The organism is Streptomyces sp. NPDC085932 (assembly GCF_044540525.1).
Classification (GTDB): domain Bacteria; phylum Actinomycetota; class Actinomycetes; order Streptomycetales; family Streptomycetaceae; genus Streptomyces; species Streptomyces levis.
In genome coordinates this window covers 667,562-691,960 of sequence record NZ_JBITSJ010000001.1, presented here as the reverse complement: position 1 = coordinate 691,960, position 24,399 = coordinate 667,562, and the positions used below count along the sequence as shown (strand labels likewise).

Below are 24,399 nucleotides of genomic sequence, written 5' to 3'. Positions count from 1 at the left end.
ATGCAGTTCGGACGCACCTACGAGGAGTTCGAGGTCGGCGCGACGTACAAGCACTGGCCGGGCAAGACGGTCACGGAGTACGACGACCACCTGTTCTGTCTCCTCACCATGAACCACCACCCGCTCCACATGGACACGAACTATGCGGAGAAGACGACCGACTTCGGCAGGAACGTCGTCGTGGGCAACTACATCTACTCCCTGCTGCTCGGCATGAGCGTGCCGGACATCTCCGGCAAGGCGATCGCCAACCTGGAGATCGAGTCGCTCAGGCACGTGGCGCCGACCTTCCACGGCGACACGGTCTACGGCCAGACGACGGTGCTCGACAAGTGGCCGTCGAAGTCGAAGGACGACCGCGGCATCGTCTACGTCGAGACCAAGGGCTACAAGCAGGACGGCACCCTGGTCTGCGTGTTCCGCCGCAAGGTGATGGTGCCGACCGAGACGTACATCAAGGAGCGCGGCGGCGAGCAGCCCGGCCGCCCGGAGCTGCGAGAGCAGGAGAAGTAGTCATGGCGCGACTCGCCCAGACCGCCGGTCTGACGGACGTCCAGCAGGAGATCCTGTCCACCGTCCGGGACTTCGTCGACAAGGAGATCATTCCGGTCGCCACGGAGCTGGAGCACCGCGACGAGTACCCGCAGGCGATCGTCGACGGGCTGAAGGAGTTGGGCCTGTTCGGCCTGATGATTCCCGAGGAGTACGGCGGTCTGGGCGAGTCGCTCCTGACCTACGCCCTCTGCGTCGAGGAGATCGCACGCGGCTGGATGTCGGTGTCCGGCATCATCAACACCCACTTCATCGTGGCGTACATGCTCAAGCAGCACGGCACGCAGGAGCAGAAGGACCACTTCCTGCCGAGGATGGCGGCCGGCGACATCCGGGGCGCCTTCTCGATGTCGGAGCCGGGTCTCGGCTCGGACGTGTCCGCGATCACGTCGAAGGCGGTGAAGGACGGCGACGAGTACGTCCTGAACGGCCAGAAGATGTGGCTCACGAACGGCGGAACGTCGTCCCTGGTGGCCGTTCTGGTGCGAAGTGACGAAGGTCACCCCGAGGGCACCGCACCCCACAAGTCGATGACCACCTTCCTCGTCGAGAAGGAGCCCGGCTTCGGCGAGGTCCGGCCCGGCCTCACCATTCCCGGCAAGATCGACAAGATGGGGTACAAGGGGGTCGACACCACCGAACTCATCATGGATGGCCTGCGGATTCCTGCGGATCGCGTGCTGGGCGGGGTCACCGGCCGTGGTTTCTACCAGATGATGGACGGTGTCGAAGTCGGCCGCGTGAACGTCGCGGCCCGTGGCTGCGGCGTCGCGCAGCGTGCGTTCGAACTGGGCGTCCAGTACGCGCAGCAGCGTCACACCTTCGGTAAGCCGATCGCCCAGCACCAGGCGATCCAGTTCAAGCTGGCCGAGATGGCTACCAAGGTCGAGGCCGCGCATGCGATGATGGTGAACGCAGCACGCAAAAAGGACTCCGGGGAACGAAACGACCTTGAAGCCGGTATGGCGAAGTATCTTGCTTCCGAATACTGCAAGGAGGTCGTGGAGGACGCCTTCCGGATCCACGGCGGCTACGGCTTCTCCAAGGAGTACGAGATCGAACGCCTCTACCGCGAGGCGCCGATGCTGCTGATCGGTGAAGGTACCGCCGAGATCCAGAAAATGATCATCGGCAGGCGCCTGCTCGAGGAGTATCGATTCCAGGGCTGAATGTCCGGATACGGGGTGTTTTCTTGGAGAAGAAGATCACACCCCGTCAGCACTCTTCGGCCGCCGACTCGGCTGCCTGGCTTACCCAGTTACGGCCCCGAGCCGCTACGATCGCCGGAAAGCCGCCGTCCCCCGTCAGAGTGCGGCATCATCCGCTACGAAGGTCATCCATGCCCCACAGCCAAACCTCTGCACCTCGCGACAGCCGGGCCGGCGTACGCCTCGCGCGCGGAGCATCGCCGTGGCTCCTTCCGACCGTCGCCACCGCAGCCCTCAGCCTGGCCCGCGCCCGCCGCTCCGGCGCCGCGAAGGCCGTCGCCGTTCCCGCCACCGCGCTCGCGGCGGGAATGCTGTGGTTCTTCCGCGACCCCGAGCGCGAGATCACCCAGGGCCGGGTCATCTCGCCCGCCGACGGTGTGGTGCAGAGCATCATGCCGTGGAAGGACGGCCGCACCCGCGTCGCGATCTTCATGAGCCCGCTGAACGTCCACGTGAACCGCGCCCCGCTGGCCGGCACGGTGACGTCGGTCGAGCACATCCCCGGTGGCTTCGTTCCCGCCTTCAACAAGGAGAGCGAGAACAACGAGCGCGTCGTCTGGCACTTCGACACCGAGCTCGGCGACATCGAGATGATCCAGATCGCCGGCGCGGTCGCCCGCCGCATCGTTCCCTACCTGCCCGAGGGCACCAAGGTCGAGCAGGGCGAGCGGATCGGCCTGATCCGCTTCGGCTCGCGCGTCGACCTCTACCTGCCCGAGGGCGTGGAGGTCGCGGTCGAGGTCGGGCAGAAGACCGTGGCTGGGGTGACTCGCATTGACCGTGATTGATCCTGACACCAAGGCCGGCTGGGTCCCGGAGGTCGACGAGGTCGACGAAGAGGAGGAGATGCCCCTCTCTCTGCGCCTGTCGATAGCGGACACCCTGACGCTCGGCAACGCCACATGTGGCTTCATGGCGGTGTACTTCACCACCACGGGCATTCTGATCCCGCACCTCACGGGCAGCCAGGAGACCGGCATGGCCCGCCACAGCGCGGCCACCGCGGTCATCCTGATGCTCTGCGCGGCGGTCTTCGACCTCTTCGACGGGCTGGTGGCGCGCAAGCTGCGCTCCTCGCCCATGGGCGCGGAGCTGGACAACCTCTCCGACCTGATCAGCTTCGGGCTGGCGCCGGCGTACTTCGTGCTGGTGTACGGCATGGTCGCGGACGACGCGCACCAGCGGGTGGCGGCGGTCGGGGCGATCGTCGTCCTGCTGGCGGTGGTGCTCCGGCTCGCGCGGTTCTCGTGCGTCACAGTGAAGGACGGCACCTTCCAGGGCATGCCCTCGCCGTTCGGCGCGCTGACGGTGGTGTCCATCGTTCTGCTGGAGCTGCCCTTCGTGGCGACGCTGCTGGCGATTCTGGGGACCGCGTGGCTGATGGTGTCCCGTGTGGAATACCCCAAACCTCGGGGTCGACTCGCGGTCGCGATGCTTTCCTGGATCGTGCTGAGCATGGGCCTGCTGGCGGCGTGGGCGTTCGACGCGCCGAGCGGCCAGCTGCTGCTGCAGACCGGCTGCGCGCTGCAGCTGGTCATGGGGGCGGTGATCCCGCTGTTCGCGACGGCCCGGCGGGTGAACAACTTCCGCGACAACAGGCGCGAGGCCCGGGCGGCGCAGCTGCCGTGACGGCGCAGCGGTGTCCGTAGCGACGGAACGACGACGAAGGCCCCGAGCGATCCGCTCGGGGCCTTCGTCGTGTCTGCCGCCGGTCCGCCCCGCGGCCGGGGCGGCGCACGGAGCCGACGGCTCAGGTCAGGAAGTCGTGTCCGATCCGTTCCGCGACGCGTTCCAGGATCGGGCCCGCCTCGGCGATGCACTTCGCCACGTCCGGTTCGGCGTCCGTCAGGGGGTAGGCGCGGCGGAAACCGGAGCGGCCCAGGACCTCCGGGGGCAGGGCGAGGCGGCCGCAGACCGCCACGACGTCCTTGCCTGCGGCCCGGGCCGCGGCAGCCACGCCCGCCGGGGCCTTGCCGTGCAGGGTCTGCTCGTCGAGCGAGCCCTCCCCGGTGATCACCAGGTCGGCGCGCTCCAGCGCGGGGGCGAAGCCCAGCACGTCGAGCATGACCTCGATACCGGGACGGAAGCGGGCGCCGAGCAGCAGCGCGCCGTAGCCGATGCCGCCGGCGGCGCCCGCGCCCGGCGCGGCGGCGTACTCGGCGGCCCGGGGGCCGGCCGGGCCCTCCAGGACCTTCGCGAAGTGTGCGAGGGCGGCGTCCAGGGTCTCGACGTCGTCCGGTGAGGCGCCCTTCTGCGGCCCGTAGACCGCGGGCGCGCCCTTCGGTCCGGTCAGGGGATTGTCGACGTCACTGGCGAGGACCAGTTCGACCTCGGCGAGGCGCGGGTCCAGCCCCGACAGATCCGCCGAGGCGAGTCCGGCCAGGCCACCGCCGCCCGGGGGCACCGGCTCGCCGTCCACGTCCAGGAAACGGGCGCCCAGCGCCGACAGCATCCCGGCGCCGCCGTCCGTGGTGGCGCTGCCGCCGACCCCGAAGACGATCGTGCGGGCCCCCGCGTCCAGGGCGGCCCGCAGCAGCTCGCCGGAGCCGTACGTCGACGCCGTGAGCGGGGCGAAGACCCCGGCCGGCAGCCGCTGCAGCCCGCTGGCCTCGGCCATCTCCACGACGGCGGTGCCCTCGCGCAGCGCGAACGCCGCCGTCACCTCGTCGCCGAGGGGACCGGCGACCCGTACCTCCCGGCGCTCGAACCCGGCCGCGACCGCCGCGGCCACGGTCCCGTCGCCGCCGTCGGCCACGGGCAGCGCCTCGACCTGGAGGCCCGGCACGGCCCGGCGCAGTCCGGCGGTCACCCGTTCGGCGACCTCCACGGCCGTCAGCGACCCCTTGAACTTGTCCGCGGCGACGAGCACCCGCTGGATCCTCCGGGTGCCGCTCACTGCAGCGTCCGCCACTTGCACTCCCCTTGCTCTCCGGGCCCTCACGCATGTCAAGGCCAGTCGCGCCGCTGCGACCTTAACCGGAGGACGCCCCGGCCGTCAGCCTCTGCCCAGCCCTCGGACCGCGCCCCGGAACGGGTAAACCGTAACCATGACCCCCGCACGCACCGAGACAGACCTGGCGAACCGCATCCTCGGCGGCTGGCAGGGCCGCATCGCGGGCAACATGCTCGGCAAGCCCGTGGAGCAGGGCGAGGTGTGGACCCGCGACCGCATCGACCGCTATCTGAGGCAGGCCGCCGCCCTCCCCCTCACCGACTACCTGCCCGAGCCGATCAGCGAGCACGACGGCTTCGAGCTGCGCCCGGAGTGGCGCCAGTGCGTTCGCGGCCGCATCCACGGCAGCTGCCGTGACGACGACGTCGACTACGCGATCCTCGGCCTGGACCTGCTGGAGACCCACGGCTTCGGCTTCAGCACCGAGCAGGTCGGCGACCTGTGGCTGCTGCGGCTGCCCTACCTGCAGACCTTCACGGCCGAGCGGGCCGCGTACCGCAACCTCGCCAACGGGCTCAAGCCTCCGTTGACGGCGACGTACGACAACCCGTACCAGGAGTGGATCGGGGCGTTGATCCGCGCCGACATCCACGGCTGGACCTGCCCCGGCGTGCCGCGCCGGGCCGCCGCGCTGGCCCGGCGGGACGCGGTGCTCTCGCACACCGGCAACGGCGTGTACGGGGCGATGTGGGCGGCGGCGCTGATCGCGGCGGCGTTCACGGCGCCCACCGTGCGGCACGCCGTCGACGAGGCCCTGACCGTGATCCCGGCGAGCAGCCGTCTGGCCCGCACCGTCCGCCGGGTCGCCTCCCTGCACGACACCCGGATGCCGTGGGAGGACACACTGAGCACGGTCGCCGAGGAGACCGCCGGGATGGGCTGGATCCACACCGTCCCGAACGCCGCCGTCCTCACGGCGGGCCTGCTCTACGGCGACGGCGACTTCACCCGCACCATCACGCTGACCGTGCGCGGCGGCCTGGACACCGACTCCAACGGCGCGACGGCCGGCTCGGTCGCGGGCGTGTTCGGCGGGGCCGCGGCCATCCCGGACCAGTGGACAGTCCCGCTGGAGGACACGGTCCGCAGCGCGGTGTTCGGTTTCGACGGCGTACGGATCAGCGAGCTGGCGGAGCGGACGGTGCGGCTGGCGGAGGCCGGGGGCTGATTCCGCCGGCCCCCCCTGACGTGCCCCGCCGCTATCCTGCCGGGATGAGCACCCTGGACTACGCCGCCTACATCGCGTCCCTGCCCCGCGTCCTCGTCGGCGCCGCCGCGCTGTTCCGGGACGGTGAGGGGCGGGTCCTGCTCGTGGAGCCCAACTACCGGGACGGCTGGGCGCTGCCGGGCGGCACCGTCGAGTCCGACGACGGGGAGACCCCGCGGCAGGGCGCCCGGCGCGAGACGGCCGAGGAGATCGGCCTGGACCGCGAGCCCGGCCGGCTGCTGGCGGTGGACTGGGTGCCCGGCACGGGCCGTCCGCCGCTGGTGGCGTACCTGTACGACGGCGGGGTGCTCGGCGAGGACGACCTCAAGGCGATCCGCCTCCAGGAGGAGGAACTGCTGTCCTGGCGCCTGGTCCCGCGCGCGGAGCTGACCGACCACCTGCCGGGCGCCCTCGGCCGCCGGGTCCTGGCGGGCCTGGACGTCCTCGCCGACGGCTCCGGTACGGCCGAGCTGGAGAACGGCCACCGGGTGGCCTGACGCCGCGCCCGGCCGGGGGGCTGCGGCGGTGTGCTGCCCGATATCCGTTCGCGGTCGCCCCGCGGCCCGGCCTACCCTCGCCGACATGGCCAAGCCCCTTGTCGCCCTGCTCACCGGTGCCGGGATCAGCACCGACTCCGGCATCCCCGACTACCGCGGCCCGAACGGGCTGTGGCGGCGGGATCCGGACGCCGAGAAGCTCGTCACGTACGAGTACTACATGGGCGACCCGGAGATCCGGCGCCGGTCGTGGCGGATGCGGCTGGAGACCCACGCCCTGCGCCCCGAGCCGAACGCCGCGCACCGGGCGGTGGCCGATCTTGAGCGGTCGGGGGTGCCGGTACGGGTGATCACGCAGAACGTGGACGGGCTGCACCAGCAGGCCGGGATGCCCGCCCGCAAGGTGCTCGAACTGCACGGCACGGCCCGGAGTTTCGTCTGCACCGGCTGCCACGCGCGCGGCCCGATGGAGGAGGCGTTCGCCCGGATCGAGGCCGGTGAGGACGATCCGCCGTGCCGGGAGTGCGGCGGGATCCTGAAGACGGCGACCGTGATGTTCGGCGAGCGCCTCGACCCGGTCGTCCTCGGCGAGGCGGCCGCGATCAGCAAGGCCTGCGAGGTCTTCGTCGCCGTCGGCACGAGCCTTCACGTGCAGCCGGCGGCCGGCCTGGCCGGTGTCGCCGCCGATCACGGGGCCCGGCTGGTCATCGTCAACGCCGAGCCGACGCCCTACGACGACCGTGCCGACGAGATCGTCCGCGACCCCATCGGCACGGCCCTGCCCGAGCTGCTGCGCGGGCTCATGGCCGGGGGCCGGCCCGCAGGTCCCGCAGGTCCTCCAGCCGGCTGAGCGCGTCCCGGGCCGCCTCGCGCTCGGCGTCGCCGAGGCGGACCGCGGCGGCCCGGGTCAGGAAGTGGTCCGCCCCGTCCTCGTCCCCGAGCCGTCCGGCGACGTCCCCGCGCAGGACGAGCAGCTGCACCAGCCGTACGTCCGTCGGTGTCTCGTCGGTGAGGGCCAGGACCCGGTCGACGACCTTCGCGGCCGCGGCCGGGTCCGCCTTGGAGTCCGCCAGCAGGGACGCGTGGTGCAGGGCCCGGGCGAACGTCTCCGCGGGCGCGGGCCCGTGGCCGGGGTGCGCTCCGGTGCGCTGTCCGATCCGGACGCAGTTGCCGCCCGGGTCGGTCATGAGGAACTGCCGCACGCCGTAGGGCATGTCCTTCAAGGGCCCGAGCCGGGGCAGCCCCCGGGTGGGGGATCCTGCCGTACGCCGCCTTGAGCCCGGACCGGAACGCCTCGTACTTGCCGTCGACGTCGTCGGTCAGGACGTAGCAGGTGCTGTACGAGCCGGCCGGCTCGTAGTGCTTCATCGCGAAGAACTGCAGCTCGATGGCGCCGCGTTCCACCACCGCGTACGGATGGGGGCTGCGCTGCGCGTACGTCACCTCGAGGCCGAGGGCGGTGTAGAAGCCGAGGTGGCGGGGCGGCCGGACCGGTCAGAAAAGAGCCGCTCCGCGCTCGAAGTCCAGCAGGCGCTGCTTGCGTTCCAGGCCGCCGCCGTAGCCGGTGAGGCTGCCGTTCGCGCCGATGACACGGTGGCACGGGACGATGATGCCGATGGGATTGCGGCCGTTGGCGAGGCCGACCGCGCGGGAGGCGGCGGGGCTGCCGAGGGCGTCGGCGAGCCGGCCGTAGGTGCGCGTCTCGCCGTAGGGGATGCGGCGCAGTTCCTCCCAGACCAGGCGCTGGAAGGGGGTGCCGGTCAGGCGCAGCGGGACGGTGAACTCCCGCAGCTCGCCCGCGAAGTACGCCTTCAGCTGCTCCTCCGTCTCCGCGAAGAGGGTGTCGTCGCGGGGGCCGAAGGTCTCCTCCGGCGGGCGGTGGCGCTGCCCGGTCATGTAGAGGCCGCACAGGACGCCGTCGTCGGCGACGAGGGTGAGGGGGCCGTAGGGGCTGTCGGTCACGGTGTGCTGCTTCATGGAACGTCCCTATACCGGAAGGAAGTTGATCGGGTGGTTGTCGGTCGCCCACAGGTACTGGACCGCGTAGGCCCGCCAGGGGCGCCAGGCGGCCGCGCGCGAGGTGAGCGCCGCGGGCGTGGACGGCAGGCCGAGGTCCCGCGCGGCGCGGCGGATGCCGAGGTCGGTGGGGAGGAAGGCGTCGGGGTCGCCCAGGGCGCGCATGGCGATGACGTCGGCCGTCCAGGGGCCGAAGCCGGGCAGGTCGAGGAGCTGGGCGCGGGTGCGCGGCCAGTCGCTCTCCACACCGAGGTGGAGGTCGCCGTCGGCGAGCCGGCGGACCAGGGTCGTGAAGGTCGTGCGGCGGGTGCGGGGCATCGCCAGGGTCTCCGGGTCGAGCGCCGCGAGGGCCTCGGGGGCCGGGAAGAGGTGGGTGAGGCCGCCCTCGGGGTCGTGGACCGGTTCGCCGTGCGCGGTGACCAGGCGGGCCGCGTGGGTGCGGGCGGCGGCGGTGGAGACCTGCTGGCCGAGCACGGCCCGCACGGCGAACTCCGCCTCGTCCACCGTGCGCGGGACGCGCCGCCCGGGCGCCTTGTCGACCAGCGGCGCCAGGACCGGGTCGGTGCGCAGCTGGTCGTCGATGGCGACGGGGTCGGCGTCCAGGTCGAGCAGCCGTCGGCAGCGGCTGATGGCGACGGTGAGGTCGCGCAGGTCACCCAGGGTGAGGCGGCAGGCGATGTGGTCGGGGCGCGGCGCGAGGGTGACGATGCCGTGCCCGTAGGGCAGGCGCAGGGTGCGCCGGTAGGAGCCGTCCCGCCACTCCTCCACGCCGGGTACGGCCGTCGCGGCGAGGTGGCCGAAGAGGTTGTCGGGGTTGAGCGGGGCACGGAACGGCAGCCGCAGGGAGAGCGCGCCGGGCGTGCTCGGGCCCTGCCGCTTCGGGGCGCGGGTGCGCAGTTCGCTCGGGGACAGGGCGAAGACCTCGCGGACGGTGTCGTTGAAGGTGCGGATCGAGGCGAAGCCCGCGGCGAAGGCGATCTGCGCCATGGGCAGGGTCGTCGTCTCGATGAGCAGCCGGGCGGTCTGGGCGCGCTGGGCGCGGGCGAGCGCGAGCGGGCCGGCGCCGAGTTCGGCGAGGAGCTGACGTTCGATCTGGCGGGTGCTGTAGCCGAGCCGGGCGGCGAGTCCGGGCACGCCCTCGCGGTCCACGACGCCGTCGGCGATCAGCCGCATGGCCCGGGCCACCAGGTCGGCGCGCTGGTTCCACTCCGGGGAACCCGGGCTGGTGTCGGGCCGGCAGCGCTTGCACGCCCGGAACCCGGCCTGCTGGCAGGACGCCGCACTCGGGTGGAAGACCATGTTCTCCGGCTTGGGAGGCACGACCGGGCAGCTCGGACGGCAGTAGATGCCGGTCGTCAGGACGGCCGTGAAGAACCAGCCGTCGAAGCGCGCGTCCTTCGACCGCACGGCGCGCACGCAGCGCTCGGTGTCGGTGTGCATCCCCATCTGCATGCCCCCAGCATCGGGCACGCGACGGGGCGAGGTCTGGCGAGAATCCGACATCGACCTCGGGACGCGACCCGCACACCGGGACAGATGAAGATTCATTCATGTGTTCGTGGCCGCCCGGTACGATGGCGCCATGGGTCATGGAGCCGTCATCCCCGCGCAGGACGCCGCGCAGCGCGTACGCCTCGACGCGGACAACGTCGCGAAGGTCGCCACCACGCTCCAGGCCCTGTCCACACCTTCCCGGCTGCTGATCCTGGCGCGCCTGCGCGAGGGGCCGCTGCCCGCCACGGAGCTGGCGGCCGAGGTGGGCATGGAGCAGTCGGCCTGCTCGCACCAGCTGCGGCTGCTGCGCAATCTGGGCCTGGTGGTGGGCGAGCGGCGGGGCCGTTCGGTGGTGTACGCGCTGCACGACCACCACGTCGCCGAACTGCTCGACCAGGCCGTCTACCACGTCGAGCACCTGCGCCTCGGGATCAGCGACGCCGCCGACGACTGAGGCGGCGCCGCTGTCTGCCCGCCCGGCCTAGTCGGTGGCGGTCGGCCGCCGCGAGGCCCGCATCGCCTCGCTCACCCGCGCCAGCGGACGCAGCCGGTAGGTGTAGGCGTAGTCCCGGTCGGGGAACAGCTTGAACTCGTCGTGCGTGTGCGCGCCCCAGCTGTTGTCGCCGCCCACGCCCATCTGGCGGTGGTTGAGGCGCAGCACCACCGCGTCCCGCGGGGTCAGCTGGTAGTCGTGGCGGGCCCCGACCGACAGGTCCTCGGGGGTGAAGTGCGAGGCGTTGACCTCCAGCAGCGGTTCACCGCAGACGAGCAGCCCGCGCCCGCCGGCGTCGGTCAGGGCGGCCCAGCGGACATCGGTCTTGTTGCCGTTCTCCTGGGGGCGCAGATAGGGCGTCCACTGCTCGGAGACCTTCCCGGAGTACAGGCCCACGTCGGTGGCGTTGTTGCGGTCCCACATGTTCTCCTCGGGGCCGCGGCCGTAGTAGTGCAGCCGGTCCAGGCGGGGCGGCAGGAACAGCAGGGTGCCGACCTCGGGGATGTACGGCAGGCCTGCCGCGCCCGGGTGCAGGGTGTTGTCGACCTTGATCTCGCCGTTGCCGAAGACCGTGTACGTGGTGCTGAAGGCCGAGGCCGTGGTGGTGGGCAGGGTGCCGGTGAACCTGATCTCGACGGCCCGGTCGTCCAGGGGCCGCACCCGGACGTCCGCCACCGTCCGCTGCGCTCCCGCGTCGCGCCAGGTCTGGTTGCGGGTGTGGTGGCCGTTGCCGCGGTCGTTGTCGGTGGGGGCCCGCCAGAAGTTCGGGACGGGGCCGGAGGTGATGAGCTTCTCGCCGCCTGCCTCGAAGGAGGTGAGGGTGCCGGTCGACTTGTCGACGGTGAGCACGAAGCCCTTGCCCTTGACGGTGAGGGTCTTCTCCTCATCGGTGTGCCGCAGGGCGGGCACACTGCGCAGCGGGGCGGGTTTCACGGCCGGACCGCCCGCGTCGAGGGCGATCTGCTGCTTGGCCACCTCGAAACCGGCCTTCGCCCAGGGCGTGGTCTCCCTGGTGGTGAAGGAGAGGTGCAGGAAGTACTCGGTGCCGGGCGCGGGTGAGGCCGGCAGCCGCACCGGGACCTCGATGTCCTTGCGGTTCGACGGTGCGACGTCCAGCTGCGCGCGGGTCAGCCGGCCGCGCTGGACGACCTCGCCGTCCGCGATCAGGGACCACCGTCCGTCGAACTCCCGCAGGTTGGTGAAGAGGTACTCGTTGACGAGCGTGACGGCGCCGGGACCGCCCTCGGCGGGGGTGACGCCGATCGCCTGGTAGATCTGCTTGACCTCGGCGGACTTGCCGGTGAGGGTGCGGTCGGGCAGGACGATGCCGTCGCCGGCGAAGGCGCCGTCGTTGGGGTTGTCGCCCCAGTCGCCGCCGTACGCGTAGAAGGTCTTGTCGCGCGGGCGCTTCTCGGTGAAGCCGACCGTGGCGGCGTCGAACCAGAAGCGCACGCCCTCGCCGTCCGGGCCACGAGTGCCGGAGGCGAGCTCGGCGGCGCCGAGGGCGCGGGCGTAGACGCGGGCCCGGCGGATGGTGCCGCTGAACTCCCGGGTGGGGTTGTCGACATCGGTGGCGAGCGAGAGCGGCGCCGTGTTGACGCCGGGGCGCCGGGTGGTGGTGCGGGTGCCGCGCACCTGGCCGTCGACGTGGAGGGTGAGCGTGCCCGCCTCCGCGTCGAAGACGCCCGCGATGTGGTGCTCCTTGCCGGTCCAGTCCCCGGGCAGGGCCCAGCTCGCGGTGACCCACTGGCCGCCGCCGTGGATGAAGAACTCCAGGGTGTTCTCGGTCTGTTTGAGGGCGTACTGGGTGTCGCCCTTGGCGAGGAGGGGCTGATGGCCGCCGGTGACGTGCGGGGTGACCCAGGCCTCCAGGGTGAGGGAGCCGGTGAGGTCCAGGCGGGGGTCGCGCGGGAAGACCGTGCCGCCCCGGACGCCCTTGTCGCGGTCGAAGGTGCCGGCGGGTGCCATGATCTCGCCGCGCAGGGCGCCGGGGCCGGACTCGGTCAGCAGCTTGCGCGCCGGGGTGGGCCAGCGCAGGGCCTGGTCGGCGAAGTCCCAGATCCAGCCGCCCTGGAGGACGTCGTGGCGGCGGACGATGTCCCAGTACTTCTTGAAGTTGCCGTTGGAGTTCCCCATGCCGTGGGAGTACTCGATCATCACGTACGGGCGGGTGTCGCTCGTGTCCTTGGCCCGCTGCTCCACCCGCTGGGGGCTGTCGTACATCTCGGAGCGGATGTCGCTGATGCCCGGGCGGTCGTCGCCCTCGTACTGGATGACGCGGGTGGGGTCGTAGGAGCGGATCCAGTCGTGCATGGCGTTGAAGGTGGTGCCGCCGCCCGCCTCGTTGCCGAGGGACCAGATGACCACCGAGGCGTGGTTCTTGTCGCGGTGGACCATGTTCTGCGCGCGCACCACGCACGCCTCGGTCCACTCGGGGTGCCCGCTGCCGGGGTACTGGTCGCGGATGCCGTGGGTCTCCAGGTTGGTCTCGTCGACGAGGTAGAGGCCGTATTCGTCGGCGAGTTCGAGCCACAGCGGGCTGTTGGGGTAGTGCGAGGTGCGGACGCTGTTGATGTTGAGCCGTTTGATGATCGTGATGTCCTCGATCATCTGCGCGCGGGTCAGCGCGGAGCCGGTGACCGGGTGCATCTCGTGCCGGTTGGTGCCGCGGAAGGAGACCGGCCGGCCGTTGATGCGCATCAGGCCGTCCTTCAGCGCGAACTCCCGGAGGCCGACCCGGTGCGAGAGGGTCTCGATCACCTTGCCGGACGGGTCGCGCAGGCGCAGCACGGCGGTGTAGAGGTACGGGTGCTCGGCCGACCAGAGCTTCGGGGACGGGACGGCCCGGGACGCCTCGGCGGTGGCCTCGGCGCCGTCGGGGACGTCGACGGCCCGGCTCAGGGGCCGGGACCACACGGCGTGGCCGCGTGCGTCGTACAGCTGGGTCTCGACGGTGTAGCGTCCGCCGCCCTCGCCGCCGTAGTCGCGCACGTGCGCGGTGACGTCGAGCCCGGCGGAGGTGTAGTCGTCGCCGAGCGGGGTGGTCAGCCTGAAGTCCCGCAGGTGCACGTTCGGCGTGGAGTAGAGGTGGACCGAGCGGAAGATGCCGCTCAGCCGGATCATGTCCTGGTCCTCCAGCCACTCCGCGTCGGAGTAGCGGAACACCTCGACGGCGATCTGGTTGGTGCCCGGCCTGAGGTGGCGGGTGATGTCGTACTCGGCGGAGGTGTAGGAGTCCTCGTGGTAGCCCGCCAGTTCGCCGTTGATCCACACGTAGTGGGCGGACTTGACGCCCTCGAAGTGCAGGAAGGTGCGCCGGCCCCGCCAGTCGCGCGGGACGGTGAAGGTGCGGCGGTACTGGCCGACGGGGTTGTAGCGGGTGGGGGCGGCGGGCGGCTGGGCGTTCTCCCCGCCGCCGTTGGGGCCCCACCAGGGGTAGGTGATGTTGACGTAGATCGGGAAGTCGTAGCCGTGCAGCTGCCAGGCGGAGGGGACGGGGATGGTGTCCCAGCCGGAGTCGTCGACGTCGGTGCGGTGGAAGTCGGGGTCGCGGTCGTCGGGGCGGTCGGCGTAGGCGAACTTCCAGGTGCCGTCCAGGCTCATCCGGTACGGCGAACGCGTGCGGTCACCGGCCAGGGCCTGCGTGAGGTTCGCGTACGGCATGAGCGTGGTGTGCGGCGGCTCGGTGCCCACGCGGTACACCGCCAGGCCGTCGTTCCACTCCGGCGGGCCGTCCGCCGCCGGGCGCCGGGCGGCCGCGTGGGCCGCGACGGGCGCGGCGGACAGCGCCAGCGCGCCGAGCACGGCGGCTCCTCCCTCCAGCAGACGGCGACGGCTGACGACCGGCCGCTCGGGGTGGGCGGACCGCTCGGGGTGGGCGGACCGGTCGGCGGGAGACGGGAGCGGGTGCGGCATACCGTGGCCTTCCTCGGTTCGACAGGGTCGTGCTGCACGGACTGAGGGCACGTCAGACGTGGTCCCCAACTGCGCGCCGGCGATGGGCGTTTCTGTTGGGGTGCGGGGCAACTGACGGTGACGGAGCAACTGCTGAGCAGGCACACCCTAGGACTCGAACACAACCGAAGCAATGACCGCGTCGGACTTTGTGCGGTCCTGGTGGATCGACGGCACGACCATCGGGTGCGGCGGCCGGATCTCGTCGGTGCGGCACTGGTCGGCCTGCGCGGCGACGGACGGCTCGTCCGGGCCCCGGTGGACGAGCAGCCCGACGAGGATCCGGCCCCGGGCAGCCCGGGAGACGTCCCGGCCGACGCTGCTCCTCCGGTCCGCACAACGGCGGTTTTTTGTCATTTCGGCGCGACAGTGTCGCTCCCGCGACCGTACTGTGACCTCATCGGACGGCCTGAAACGGATCTCGGCGGTACCTTGCCGCGCCGGAAGGAGCGGCTCGCATGAGCGGCTATGCGACCTCGGACCCCGACGCCGTCGCGGGCGCGCCGGGCGGGCTGCTGGACCTGCTGAAGGTCGCCGCCGTCGTCCTGGACGCGTCCGGGCACATCGCGCTGTGGAGCCCCGAGATCGAGCAGCTGCTCGGCTGGACCGCCGAGGAGGCCCTGCGGCAGCGCGCCGACACCTTGCTGGTGGCGCCCGCGGACCGGCCCCGCGGCAGGGAGCTGTTCGCCCAGGTCAGCGCGGGCAGCCGCTGGGCCGGTGTCTTCCCGCTGCGCCACCGGGACGGCACGGCACGCGCCGTGGAGTTCCGCACCATGCGGCTCCTCGACCCCGAGGGCCAGCCCCACCTGCTGGGGCTCGCCGCGGACGCGACGACGGTACGGAAGGTGGAGCGGGACCTCGCCCTGTCGCACAGTCTCGTCAACCAGACCCCGCTCGGCATCGCCGTCTTCGACAACGACCTGCGCTGGGTGGGGGTCAATCCCGCCCTGGAGCGGATCAACGGGGTTCCCGAGGAAGCCCTGCTGGGGCACCGGATCGGCGAGGTGCTGCCCGGCCTGGACGTGGAGGCCATCGAGTCCCGGATGCGGCACGTGCTGCGGACCGGCCGCCCGCTCCTGGACCAGCAGACCGTCGGCCGGACCGCCGGGGACACGGAGGACCGGGCGTACTCGGAGTCGTACCACCGCATCGAGGACATCGACGGACGGGTCCTGGGCCTCGCCATGGCCGTGCTGGACGTCACCGAACGTCAGCAGGCGGCGGCCGAGGTCGCTCAGGCGCGTCAGCACCTGTCGGTGATCGCCGACGCGGGCGTGCGGATCGGCACGACCCTGGATCTGCGGCAGACCGCGCGGGAGCTGGCCGACGTGGTCGTGCCGCAGCTCGCGGACCTGGCCGCCGTGGACGTGCTGGAGTCCGTCGTCGCCCACGGCACCATCGTGCCCGTGACGGGCGGCGCTCCGGCCGAGTTCCGGGCGCTGGCCGTCGCGGCCGGCTACCCCACCGACGCCATCCACGCCGCCGACCCGGTGGGCGAGGTGGCCACCTACGGCTCCTCACGCTTCATCACGCGGTGCGTGCGCAGCGCCCGCCCGGTCCTGGTCGAGCACGTGGACGCCCGGATGCTGCGGCGCCTGGCCCGGGACGCGCGGGCCGCCCAGGCGCTGCACGAGGCCGGTGCCCACTCCTACCTGGCGCTGCCGCTGCTGGCCCGGGGCAAGGTGCTCGGCACGCTCTCGCTGTACCGCACGGTCAACGAACGCCCCTTCGACTCACAGGACGAACTGCTCGCCTCCGAACTCGCCGCCCGCGCCGCGATCTGCATCGACAACGCCCGCCTCTACGGACGTGAGCGCGGCACCGCGCTGACCCTCCAGCGCAGTCTGCTCCCGGCCGCGCCCGCCGAGCAGGAGGGGCTCGACATCGCGGCCCGGTACCGCCCGGCCCTCAGCGAGGTCGGCGGCGACTGGTACGACGTGCTGCGGCTGGGGCCGGGCCGTATCGGGCTGGTCGTCGGGGACGTCATGGGCAAGGGCGTCCAGGCCGCGGCGATCATGGGGCAGCTGAGCACGGCGACCCGGGCCCTCGCCCGGCTCGACCTGCCGCCCGCCGAGCTGCTGCGGCACCTCGACGACATCGCGGGCTCGCTGGGCGACGCGATCGCCACGTGCGTGTACGCCGTCTGCGACCTGGGGCGCGGCGTCTGCGAGCTGTCCAGCGCCGGTCACCTGCCGCCCGTGCTCACCGGGGCGGACGGCGGGGCGCGCCTCGTCGACGTGCCCGGCGGTGTGCCGCTCGGGGTGGGCGGCGTGGAGTTCGGCACGGTGGAGGTGGAGCTCGCCCCGGGGGCCCTGCTCGCGCTGTACACCGACGGGCTGGTGGAGACCCGCGGGGAGCCGATCGACACCGGCCTCGACACCCTGACCCGTCTCCTGGGCAACGCCGGGCCGAACCTGCAGCGCACCGGCGACCACCTGCTCGGCGCGCTGCGCCCGGAACCGGACGACGACGTGGCGTTGCTGCTGGTGCGCAGGCACGTCTGAGCGCGCGGGCCGGATCGCCCGCGCGCTCGGTGACGGCGGTCAGGAGCTGCTCCTGCGCGTGTCGGCGCACAGGGCCCAGATGATGAACGCCGACATCGCGATCATCACCACGGACCAGACCGGGTAGGACGGCAGCGAGATGAAGTTGGCGATGATGACGAGCCCGGCGATGCCCACGCCGACGACGCGCGCCCACGCCGACGCCTGGAACAGTCCCATGCTGACGATCACTGCGACCACGCCGAGGATCAGGTGGACCCAGCCCCAGCCCGTGAGGTCGAACGCGAACACGTAGTCGGGGGTCGCCAGGAACACCTCGTCCTCGGCGATCGCGGCGATGCCGCGCATGATGCCCAGGATGCCGGCGATCATGAGCATCACGGCCGCGAAGGCCGTCATGCCGGCGGCCCAGCCGCGCTTCGCCGTCGAGGAGGCGTGCGTAGGGTGTGTGGCGGTCATCCTGTTGCCTCGTTTCTGCGCTGTCCGGCGCGCTCAGCGGCCGGTGGAGGGGGTGGAGGGGGTACGGGACGGTCCGGAGCCGCTGAGCACCAGGTCCTTGGCCCTGTTGAACTCCTCGTCCGTGATGTCGCCGCGCGCCCGGATCTCGGACAGCCGGGCCAGCTCGTCGACGCTGCTGCGCCGCTCCCCGCCGCCCTGGGCCGTCTCCCGGATGTAGGTGTCGAAGGCCTGCTGCTGCGCGCGGGCCTGGGCCGTCTCCCGGCGGCCCATGTCCTTGCCGCGGGCGATGACGTAGACGAACACGCCCAGGAACGGCAGGACGAGGCAGAACACCAGCCAGCCGGCCTTGGCCCAGCCGCTCAGGTCGTCGTCACGGAAGATGTCGAGCACCACCCGGAAGAGCAGCACGAACCACATGATCCACAGGAAGACCCAGAGGATCGTCCAGAAGGCGCTCAGCAGCGGGAAGTCGTACGCCAGGTAGGTCTGCGCTTCCATGTCGCTCCTCCGTCCCGGGCACGCGCCCGGCCTCGGCCGCATTGCCGTTCCAGCGTGCGAGGGTGAACGTCCCGGTGCCTCACCCGGGGAGGGTGATCGTGCGACGCCCGGCCTCAGGTGGTCGAGCCCGGAGCGCCCCCCGGCACGGCCGCCGCTCGGCGCAGTGCGGCCCGCCAGGCCAGGGCCAGCCCCGCCTCGGCCAGGCCGAGCAGGACGAGCCAGAGGCCGAGCAGCCGGGTCAGCGCCCGGGCGGACTCCGCAGGCAGGGCCAGCACGACGACACCCGCGACGACGGCCAGGACGGCGGCGCCGAGGACGAAGCCCCGGTGCGGCAGGTCACGGGCGGCCAGGGCGGTGTAGAGGGTGAGCATGCCGGACACCAGCCAGACCAGCCCGACGATCAGGGACAGCGCGGTGATGGTCTGCAGCGGGTTGCGCAGGCACAGCACCCCGGCCAGGACGTACAGCACGGCCAGCAGGAGGCCGGGCAGGCGGTGGCCCGGTTCCGGGCGGGCGAACGTCTCGAGGAACCGGAACGCCCCGGCGGCCAGCAGGTACAGGCCGATCAGGACCGCCACGACGTGCAGGGTCGCCTCCGGCCAGACCAGGAGCAGGATGCCCGGCACGAGGGTGGCGACCGCCGAGGCGAGGATCCAGGTCCAGGAGCGGCCGAGTGCGGCCAGCAGGTCCGCGGGGTCGACCGCGCGGGCGGGGCCGGGGCCGGGGCCGTCGGGTCCGTCGGTCCCGTACTCCCCCGCGTCCGGGCTGCGTCCTGGCGACGTGGTCATGGCTCCTCCTTCTGCCGCACGGCTGCTCCAGCCGCACGGCCCCAGGCGTTCAGCGTCACGCGGGCCGCGGACCGCGGGGATCACCCCCGGCGGGTGATCCGCCCGCACCGGCCTCACGGTGAGGCTGGTGGGACCGCGCCCGGGGCACCGGGCGACCCGGGTGGTGGACACCGGGCACCGGGCACCGGAGCCGCCCGGATCGGCACGGAAGCTGCCGGGGTCGGCTCAGGAGCTGTCCGGACGCCGGGCACCGGAGCGGCCCGGACACCTGCTCGGGAGCCGCCCGGTGCCGGCCACAGGAGTTGCCCGCGGGTGCCGGGCAGCAGAGCGGGAGACCACGCGATGACGGATCGAGCGACCGCCCGGACCGGTGCCGTCGGCCCTCCGGGGGAACGGGAGCCGGAGGGCCGGGAGCCGCGCCGGCGGCGTGCCTCGGTCCTGGCGCTCGCCCGAGCGCTCCTCATCGCGACCGGGCTCCTCACCGTCTACTACCTGCTGCCCCTGGACGGACGTCTGACGAGCGGCGCCTCGGTCCTGCTCGTCTGCGGGCTGCTGCTGGTCGTGGTGGTCTTCTGGTGGGAGGTGCGGGCCATCGTGGACTCGCCCTGGCCACGGCTGAAGGCCGTGGAGGCCCTGGCCACGACGCTGGCGCTGTTCCTGCTGCTGTTCGCGACCGCCTACTACCTGCTGGAGCACACCACGCCGGGCTCGTTCAGCGAGCCGCTGACCAAGACGGACTCCCTGTACTTCACGCTCACCACGTTCACGACCGTCGGCTACGGCGACATCGCGGCCCGTTCCCAGGGCGGACGGGTCCTGGCGATGGTCCAGATGCTCGGCGGGCTGCTGCTGGTGGGCGTGGCCGCGAAGATCCTCGCGGGCGCGGTGCAGGCGGGTCTGCGCCGGCAGGGCCGGGAGCCGGTGGACGACTTTCCTCGCGGCCGGAGGGCCGAACGATGACCGTGCCGGGCTCGCCCACGTCCTTCCTGTCCCCCGCCGAACGCGCCGCCGGGGGACGCGCCGCGCGGCGGCGTTCGCCGCGGTCCTCCCACGGCCGGCCGGAGGCGGGGCCCGGGCGGTTCGACCCGGTGGAGGTGGTGGAGCGGCAGTCGGCCACCCGCGTACCGAAGCTGGTGCCGATCCGCTACGGCCGCATGCTCGAATCGCCGTTCCGTTTCTACCGGGGCGCCGCAGCGATCATGGCGGCGGACCTCGGGTCGGCCCCCGACACCGGGCTGCGGGTGCAGCTGTGCGGGGACGCCCATCTGCTCAACTTCCGGCTGCTGGCCTCACCGGAGCGCCATCTGGTCTTCGACATCAACGACTTCGACGAGACCCTGGCCGGTCCCTTCGAGTGGGACGTCAAACGGCTCGCGGCCAGCGTGGCGATCGCCGGCCGGGCGAACGGCTTCGGCACCGCCGAGCAGGACGCGGCGGTGGCCGGCTGCGTACGCGCCTACCGGCTGCGGATGCGGGAGTTCGCCGGCATGCGCGTGCTGGACATCTGGTACGCGCAGGACGACGCCGACCGCATGCGCGAACTGCTGGCCGCCTCGATGACCAAGGAGGCCAGGCGGCGCACCGCCCAGGCGGCGGCGAAGGCCCGGACCCGCACGCACCTGCAGGCCCTGGCCAAACTCACGGCCGTCACCGACGAGGGCCGGCGGATCGCACCGGACCCGCCGCTGATCACCCCGCTGCGCGACCTGGCCGGCGGCATCTCGGCACAGGAACAGGAGAAGGAACTGCGCGGCGTCCTGGAGGGATACGCCCGCACCCTGTCGTCCGAGCGGCGGCACCTGCTGCGCCACTACCGGCTGGTCGACCTCGCCCGCAAGGTCGTGGGCGTCGGCAGCGTCGGCACCCGCTGCTGGATCGCGCTCCTGCTCGGCCGGGACGACGACGACCCGCTGCTGCTGCAGGCCAAGGAGGCACAGGAGTCGGTGCTGGCCGCCCACACCGAAGGCATCCGCTACGACAACGAGGGGCGCCGTGTCGTGGCGGGGCAGCGGCTGATCCAGACCAGCAGCGACATCCTGCTCGGCTGGACGCACGCCGTGGGCCTCGACGGCCGGGAGCGGGACTTCTACGTGCGGCAGTTGCGGGACTGGAAGGGCATCGCCCGGCCGGAGACGATGGACCCGGGTCTGCTCGGGCTGTTCGCGCGGCTGTGCGGGGCGAGTCTGGCCCGGGCCCATGCCCGCTCGGGCGACCCTGTCGCCATCGCCGCCTATCTGGGGGGCGGCGACCGCTTCGAACGCGCCCTCACCGGTTTCGCGCAGGCCTACGCCGACCGCAACCAGCGGGACTTCGAGGCGCTGGGCGCCGCCGCCCGCTCGGGCCGGATCCGTACGGCCGCCCTCTGACCGCGCCCCGGTGACGCCCGGCTCACTCCGGGAGCCGGCGCATCTCGACGACCCTGAGCCCCAGCGACTGGAAGCGGCTCAGCAGCCCGTACAGGTGGGCCTCGTCGACGACGGGCCCGAACAGGACGGTCTGCCCGGCCATCATCACGTGGTCCAGCTCCGGGAAGACCTTGGCGAGTGTCTCCGACATCTGTCCCTCGACGCGGATCTCATAGCGCATGGGCTGCCCTTCCCCGGGCGGAGTGGGGTGTGCGGTGCGCGCCCTCCTCCTGCCATGCTCCGCCCCGGCGCCCCGGCCGCCCTCACCCGGGACAGGTGAACCGCGCGCGGGCCCGGCGCTCCGGGCGTGTCGGGCGGCGCTGCCGGCGGAGGTCATCGCGTAACCGGCTCACGCGTCCCTCACCGCGGGAGAACCGCCGGCGTGCCTCACCCCTGGCGGGGGAATCGGCGCCGGTTCACAGCAGGCGCACCTCGCGGGCCCGGCGGACCGCGTCGGCCCGCCGGCTCACGCCGAGCTTGCGGTAGATGCTCTTGAGGTGGGTCTTCACGGTGTTCACCGACACGTTGAGGTCGGCGGCGATCTCCTCCGTCGAGAGCATCTCGGCCAGGCGGTGCAGCACGTCCCGTTCCCGTGCGCTCAGCTCCTCGACGGCCAGGTCCGTGGGGCGGCCCGGCGGGGCGGGCGCTGCGGCGGCGCGCCCGACCGGGCCGGGCACGAGCCAGCCGCCGGCCAGTTCCCGCAGCCGGCCGGTGTGCAGCAGCGGGTGGATCCAGGAACCGGCCTCCAGGAACGGCCGGCGCAGCCGGTCGCGCCTGCTGTCCAGGAGGGCGCGGGCGACGAGGCGCGCGGCGGTGTCCCGGTCGCCGGACTCGTGTGCCGCCTGGGCGCGGACCAGCGTGGCCCGGACCGCGACGGCCGGGCCGGGCCTGCCGTCGCCGGGCAGGTGGTCGATCAGGCCGAGCGCCTCGTCGGCCCGGCCCGCCGCGAGCCGGATCCGGGCCGCCTCGACCGCGCAGGCGGTGCGGTGGCGCGCCATCCGTTCGACGGCCTGACCGGCCAGGTCGGGATGGCCCCGGGCCAGGTGGGCGGCCGAGGCGAGCAGGGCGCTGTGCTCCTGGGCCCAGGGTGAGGCCACGTCCGCGGTGACCGGTTCGCCGGCCGCTGCCAGCGCCGCCCGGGCGTCCCCTCGGGCCAGCAGCAGCCGGCCCCGGATCACGGCCCGGCCCGCCCGCTCCACGGGGTCCTCGGTGTACGGGTCCGCGCCGGCCTCGTCGGCGAGGAGCGCCTGGGCCTCGTCGAGTTCGTTGCGGTCCAGCCGGACGGCGGCCAGGACCAGGGGCACGAGGCCGTCACCGGACCGCCGGGGCAGGCTGTGGCGCTCCGCCTGGCCGGCCGCGGCCAGGGCCTTCTGCTCCGCGCGCCCGGGCCAGCCGAGGAGGTAGTCGATCAGCGCCAGGTGGCCCAGGGCCTCCCAGCGGGGCAGCGCCATCACCGCTCCGCCCGGCTGGGAGGCGGCCGCCGTCAGGGCGGACCGGGCGTCCTCGAACCGTCCGGCCCACAGGCGGGCGGAGCCCAGGTGCGTGAGGAGCAGGGCGGTGAGTTCCGGGTGTTCGTCGAGGAGCTCCGCCGGGACCTCCCGCCGCAGCAGCCGGGCCTGCTCGGCGGCGTGCTCGGCCTGTTCGGGAGAGCCGGTCAGCCGGGCCGCGAGCGCGTCCAGGAGGGCGAGGCCGAGCAGCGCCGGGGCGGGTTCCCCGCCGTCATGGGCCAGTTCCTCCCCGGCCCGGCGCAGGTGGGGCAGACCGTGGGCGAGATCGCGCCGGCCCAGGTCGCGGGCGGCGCGGACCAGGTCGGGCGCCGGGCCCCGCACCTCCGGGCCCATGTCCGCGAACAGGGCGGAGAGGTCCTCGGAGCGCAGGCCGGTGAAGAGCCGGCCGAGCGCGAGGTCGTCGACGAGGCTGCGGGCGGTGAAGTCCCAGTCGTCCGCCGCGGCGCCCTGGACGAGGGCCTCCCGCAGGGCTCCCGAACGCCGCAGCCAGCGGGCGGCCCGGCCGCGCAGCTCCGGCTCCAGGCCGGGGCGGCGCTCGCGCAGATGGGCGCGGAGTATCTCGGCGAACAGCGGGTGCAGTGTGTACCAGGCGTGCCCGAGGTAGTGGACGAAGGCGTTCTCGCGGTGCAGCGCGGCGAGGACGGCCTCGGCGTCGGTGCGCAGGGTCAGCGCGTTCACCAGGTCGGGGCAGAAGCGCTCCAGGACGCTGATCCGCAGCAGCAGGTCCTGGGTGTCCGGCTCCTGCCGGTCGAGCACCTCGGCGAGCAGGAAGTCGGCCACGGTGCTGCGGCCGGCCTCGAACTGCTTGACGTAGGTGTCGGGATGTTCGTCCTGCCGGGCGGCCAGTGCGCAGAGCCGGAGACCGGCGGCCCACCCCTCGGTGCGCTCGACCAGGGCCCGGGCGGCGCTCGCGGGCAGGTGCAGACCGTGGCGGGTGAGCAGCTCCTGCGCCTCGTCGGTGGTGAAGGCCAGCTCGGCGCCCCGGATCTCCGTCATCTCGCCCGAGGCGCGGTAGCGGTGCAGCGGCAGCAGGGGTTCCGTGCGGGTGACCAGGACCAGGCGCAGGCCGCGTCCGGCGTGCTGCAGGACGAACTGGAGCTGCTCCGCGATCTCGGCGGAGGTCACCCGGTCGAACTCGTCGAGGACGACGACGGTGGCCCCGTCGCGGCGCTCCAGAGCGGCGGCCAGGCGGGTCAGCGTGCGCGGGTCCACGCGGCTCGCCTCCGCCGGGCAGCCGACGTCGGCGTTCCCGGGCACACCGGCGGCCCGCAGCGCCTCCAGCAGATACGCCCAGAAGACCCCGGGGGCCCGGTCGGCGGCGTCGGCGGTGAGCCAGACGACGGGTTCGCGCAGGCGGGCGGCCCAGTCGGCGACCAGCAGGGTCTTGCCCGCGCCGGCCGAGCCGTTGACCAGGGTCAGGGGCGTGCGGAGGGCTTCGTCGAGGTGGCGCACCAGCCGTGCCCGGCGCAGGAAGGTCGAGGGCCGCTTCGGCAGGGCGAAGCGGGTGCGCAGCAGCGGGTCTCCCGTGGGGCCGGTGCCCGCGGGCGCCGGCTCCGCGCTGTCTTCCTCTGTCACGGCCATGGGCTCACCGTCGATTGCCGTCCGCCGGGTGACGAGCAGCGCTCGTTCCGCCCAGCATCTCAGCGTTCCGGGAGGGCCGCACGCGCGGACGAGGGCAGGTCGTCAGCGCAGCCCCGGCCTGTCCGGGCCGGTCCGCAGAACCGGCTCCCCCTCGTCCGCGCAGGCCCGGTCCGCGGAGCCAGCCCCCCTCGTCCGCGCAGGCCCGGTCCGCAGAGCCAGCTCCCCCCCCGTCCGCGCAGGCCCGATCCGCAGAGCCGGCTCCGCCCCTCGTCCGCGCAGGCC

The 24,399-nt window shown here is 73.0% G+C and carries 21 protein-coding genes and 1 pseudogene; 11 read left to right on the top strand and 11 right to left on the bottom strand.

The window, feature by feature from the left end:
- From ACIGAQ_RS02685 to pssA, 4 genes are all read left to right on the top strand, one after another.
- Positions 1 to 513 carry a MaoC family dehydratase gene (locus tag ACIGAQ_RS02685; protein ID WP_311680907.1) on the top strand — a complete coding sequence of 171 codons (513 nt, stop codon included), beginning with the start codon at positions 1 to 3 and terminating at the stop codon, positions 511 to 513.
- A gap of 2 nt (positions 514 to 515) precedes the next feature.
- Positions 516 to 1,721: an acyl-CoA dehydrogenase family protein gene (locus ACIGAQ_RS02680; RefSeq protein ID WP_094056016.1), complete on the top strand. Its 1,206-nt coding sequence runs from the start codon at positions 516 to 518 to the stop codon at positions 1,719 to 1,721.
- A gap of 170 nt (positions 1,722 to 1,891) precedes the next feature.
- The gene (locus ACIGAQ_RS02675) at positions 1,892 to 2,548 is read left to right on the top strand and encodes a phosphatidylserine decarboxylase (protein WP_053671161.1); all 657 of its coding nucleotides are present in this window, start codon (positions 1,892 to 1,894) and stop codon (positions 2,546 to 2,548) included.
- A gap of 58 nt (positions 2,549 to 2,606) precedes the next feature.
- A complete protein-coding gene (pssA, locus tag ACIGAQ_RS02670; RefSeq protein ID WP_050810223.1) occupies positions 2,607 to 3,389 on the top strand; it encodes a CDP-diacylglycerol--serine O-phosphatidyltransferase in 783 nt (260 codons plus the stop codon).
- Positions 3,390 to 3,510: 121 nt separating this feature from the next.
- On the opposite strand, the gene ACIGAQ_RS02665 is transcribed toward pssA, so the two are convergent.
- The gene (locus ACIGAQ_RS02665; protein WP_399780631.1) at positions 3,511 to 4,629 is read right to left on the bottom strand and encodes a glycerate kinase; all 1,119 of its coding nucleotides are present in this window, start codon (positions 4,627 to 4,629) and stop codon (positions 3,511 to 3,513) included.
- A 178-nt stretch (positions 4,630 to 4,807) separates the two neighbouring features.
- Here ACIGAQ_RS02665 and ACIGAQ_RS02660 point away from each other — a divergent pair, with 178 nt between their 5' ends.
- The 3 genes from ACIGAQ_RS02660 to ACIGAQ_RS02650 all read left to right on the top strand — a co-directional run bounded on the left by ACIGAQ_RS02660 (position 4,808) and on the right by ACIGAQ_RS02650 (position 7,267).
- Entirely contained in the window at positions 4,808 to 5,881 is a 1,074-nt protein-coding gene (locus ACIGAQ_RS02660; protein WP_399778643.1) for an ADP-ribosylglycohydrolase family protein, read from the top strand.
- Positions 5,882 to 5,925: 44 nt separating this feature from the next.
- Positions 5,926 to 6,417: an NUDIX hydrolase gene (locus tag ACIGAQ_RS02655; RefSeq protein WP_311680891.1), complete on the top strand. Its 492-nt coding sequence runs from the start codon at positions 5,926 to 5,928 to the stop codon at positions 6,415 to 6,417.
- 85 nt (positions 6,418 to 6,502) lie between these two features.
- Positions 6,503 to 7,267 (top strand): SIR2 family NAD-dependent protein deacylase, encoded by a 765-nt coding sequence (locus ACIGAQ_RS02650; RefSeq protein ID WP_399778640.1) that lies wholly within the window; start codon positions 6,503 to 6,505, stop codon positions 7,265 to 7,267.
- On the opposite strand, the pseudogene ACIGAQ_RS02645 reads toward ACIGAQ_RS02650, so the two are convergent.
- From ACIGAQ_RS02645 to ACIGAQ_RS02635, 3 genes and pseudogenes are all read right to left on the bottom strand, one after another.
- Positions 7,218 to 7,860, bottom strand: a pseudogene (locus ACIGAQ_RS02645) (VOC family protein). The gene ACIGAQ_RS02650 and the pseudogene ACIGAQ_RS02645 overlap by 50 nt on opposite strands.
- Before the next feature lie 51 nt (positions 7,861 to 7,911).
- Entirely contained in the window at positions 7,912 to 8,394 is a 483-nt protein-coding gene (locus ACIGAQ_RS02640; protein ID WP_362282334.1) for a methylated-DNA--[protein]-cysteine S-methyltransferase, read from the bottom strand.
- Positions 8,395 to 8,403: 9 nt separating this feature from the next.
- Positions 8,404 to 9,885, bottom strand: a complete 1,482-nt coding sequence (locus tag ACIGAQ_RS02635) for an AlkA N-terminal domain-containing protein (RefSeq protein WP_399778638.1) — start codon at positions 9,883 to 9,885, stop codon at positions 8,404 to 8,406.
- A 130-nt stretch (positions 9,886 to 10,015) separates the two neighbouring features.
- Between ACIGAQ_RS02635 and ACIGAQ_RS02630 the strand changes: the two genes are divergently transcribed.
- Positions 10,016 to 10,381, top strand: a complete 366-nt coding sequence (locus ACIGAQ_RS02630) for a metalloregulator ArsR/SmtB family transcription factor (protein ID WP_094056092.1) — start codon at positions 10,016 to 10,018, stop codon at positions 10,379 to 10,381.
- 27 nt (positions 10,382 to 10,408) lie between these two features.
- Here ACIGAQ_RS02630 and ACIGAQ_RS02625 read toward each other — a convergent pair whose 3' ends face one another.
- The gene (locus tag ACIGAQ_RS02625) at positions 10,409 to 14,335 is read right to left on the bottom strand and encodes a glycoside hydrolase family 2 TIM barrel-domain containing protein (RefSeq protein WP_399778636.1); all 3,927 of its coding nucleotides are present in this window, start codon (positions 14,333 to 14,335) and stop codon (positions 10,409 to 10,411) included.
- 147 nt (positions 14,336 to 14,482) lie between these two features.
- Complete coding sequence (locus tag ACIGAQ_RS02620; RefSeq protein WP_399778634.1) at positions 14,483 to 14,731, bottom strand: hypothetical protein; 249 nt, start codon at positions 14,729 to 14,731, stop codon at positions 14,483 to 14,485.
- Positions 14,732 to 14,832: 101 nt separating this feature from the next.
- On the opposite strand from ACIGAQ_RS02620, the gene ACIGAQ_RS02615 reads away from it, so the two are divergent.
- The gene (locus tag ACIGAQ_RS02615) at positions 14,833 to 16,878 is read left to right on the top strand and encodes a SpoIIE family protein phosphatase (RefSeq protein ID WP_399778632.1); all 2,046 of its coding nucleotides are present in this window, start codon (positions 14,833 to 14,835) and stop codon (positions 16,876 to 16,878) included.
- Between the two features lie 39 nt (positions 16,879 to 16,917).
- On the opposite strand, the gene ACIGAQ_RS02610 is transcribed toward ACIGAQ_RS02615, so the two are convergent.
- From ACIGAQ_RS02610 to ACIGAQ_RS02600, 3 genes are all read right to left on the bottom strand, one after another.
- Positions 16,918 to 17,337 carry a hypothetical protein gene (locus ACIGAQ_RS02610; RefSeq protein WP_399778630.1) on the bottom strand — a complete coding sequence of 140 codons (420 nt, stop codon included), beginning with the start codon at positions 17,335 to 17,337 and terminating at the stop codon, positions 16,918 to 16,920.
- Positions 17,338 to 17,370: 33 nt separating this feature from the next.
- Positions 17,371 to 17,835: an SHOCT domain-containing protein gene (locus tag ACIGAQ_RS02605; protein WP_399778628.1), complete on the bottom strand. Its 465-nt coding sequence runs from the start codon at positions 17,833 to 17,835 to the stop codon at positions 17,371 to 17,373.
- Between the two features lie 113 nt (positions 17,836 to 17,948).
- On the bottom strand, positions 17,949 to 18,623 hold the full coding sequence (locus ACIGAQ_RS02600; protein ID WP_399778626.1) for an HdeD family acid-resistance protein: 675 nt from the start codon (positions 18,621 to 18,623) through the stop codon (positions 17,949 to 17,951).
- Between the two features lie 342 nt (positions 18,624 to 18,965).
- On the opposite strand from ACIGAQ_RS02600, the gene ACIGAQ_RS02595 reads away from it, so the two are divergent.
- Positions 18,966 to 19,583: a potassium channel family protein gene (locus tag ACIGAQ_RS02595; protein ID WP_399778624.1), complete on the top strand. Its 618-nt coding sequence runs from the start codon at positions 18,966 to 18,968 to the stop codon at positions 19,581 to 19,583.
- Positions 19,580 to 20,989: a DUF2252 domain-containing protein gene (locus ACIGAQ_RS02590; protein WP_399778622.1), complete on the top strand. Its 1,410-nt coding sequence runs from the start codon at positions 19,580 to 19,582 to the stop codon at positions 20,987 to 20,989. The genes ACIGAQ_RS02595 and ACIGAQ_RS02590 overlap by 4 nt, the downstream gene beginning before the upstream one ends.
- A gap of 22 nt (positions 20,990 to 21,011) precedes the next feature.
- On the opposite strand, the gene ACIGAQ_RS02585 is transcribed toward ACIGAQ_RS02590, so the two are convergent.
- A complete protein-coding gene (locus tag ACIGAQ_RS02585) occupies positions 21,012 to 21,209 on the bottom strand; it encodes a hypothetical protein (RefSeq protein ID WP_311680867.1) in 198 nt (65 codons plus the stop codon).
- Positions 21,210 to 21,444: 235 nt separating this feature from the next.
- Positions 21,445 to 24,117, bottom strand: a complete 2,673-nt coding sequence (locus ACIGAQ_RS02580; RefSeq protein WP_399778619.1) for a LuxR C-terminal-related transcriptional regulator — start codon at positions 24,115 to 24,117, stop codon at positions 21,445 to 21,447.
- Positions 24,118 to 24,399 lie beyond the last annotated feature (282 nt).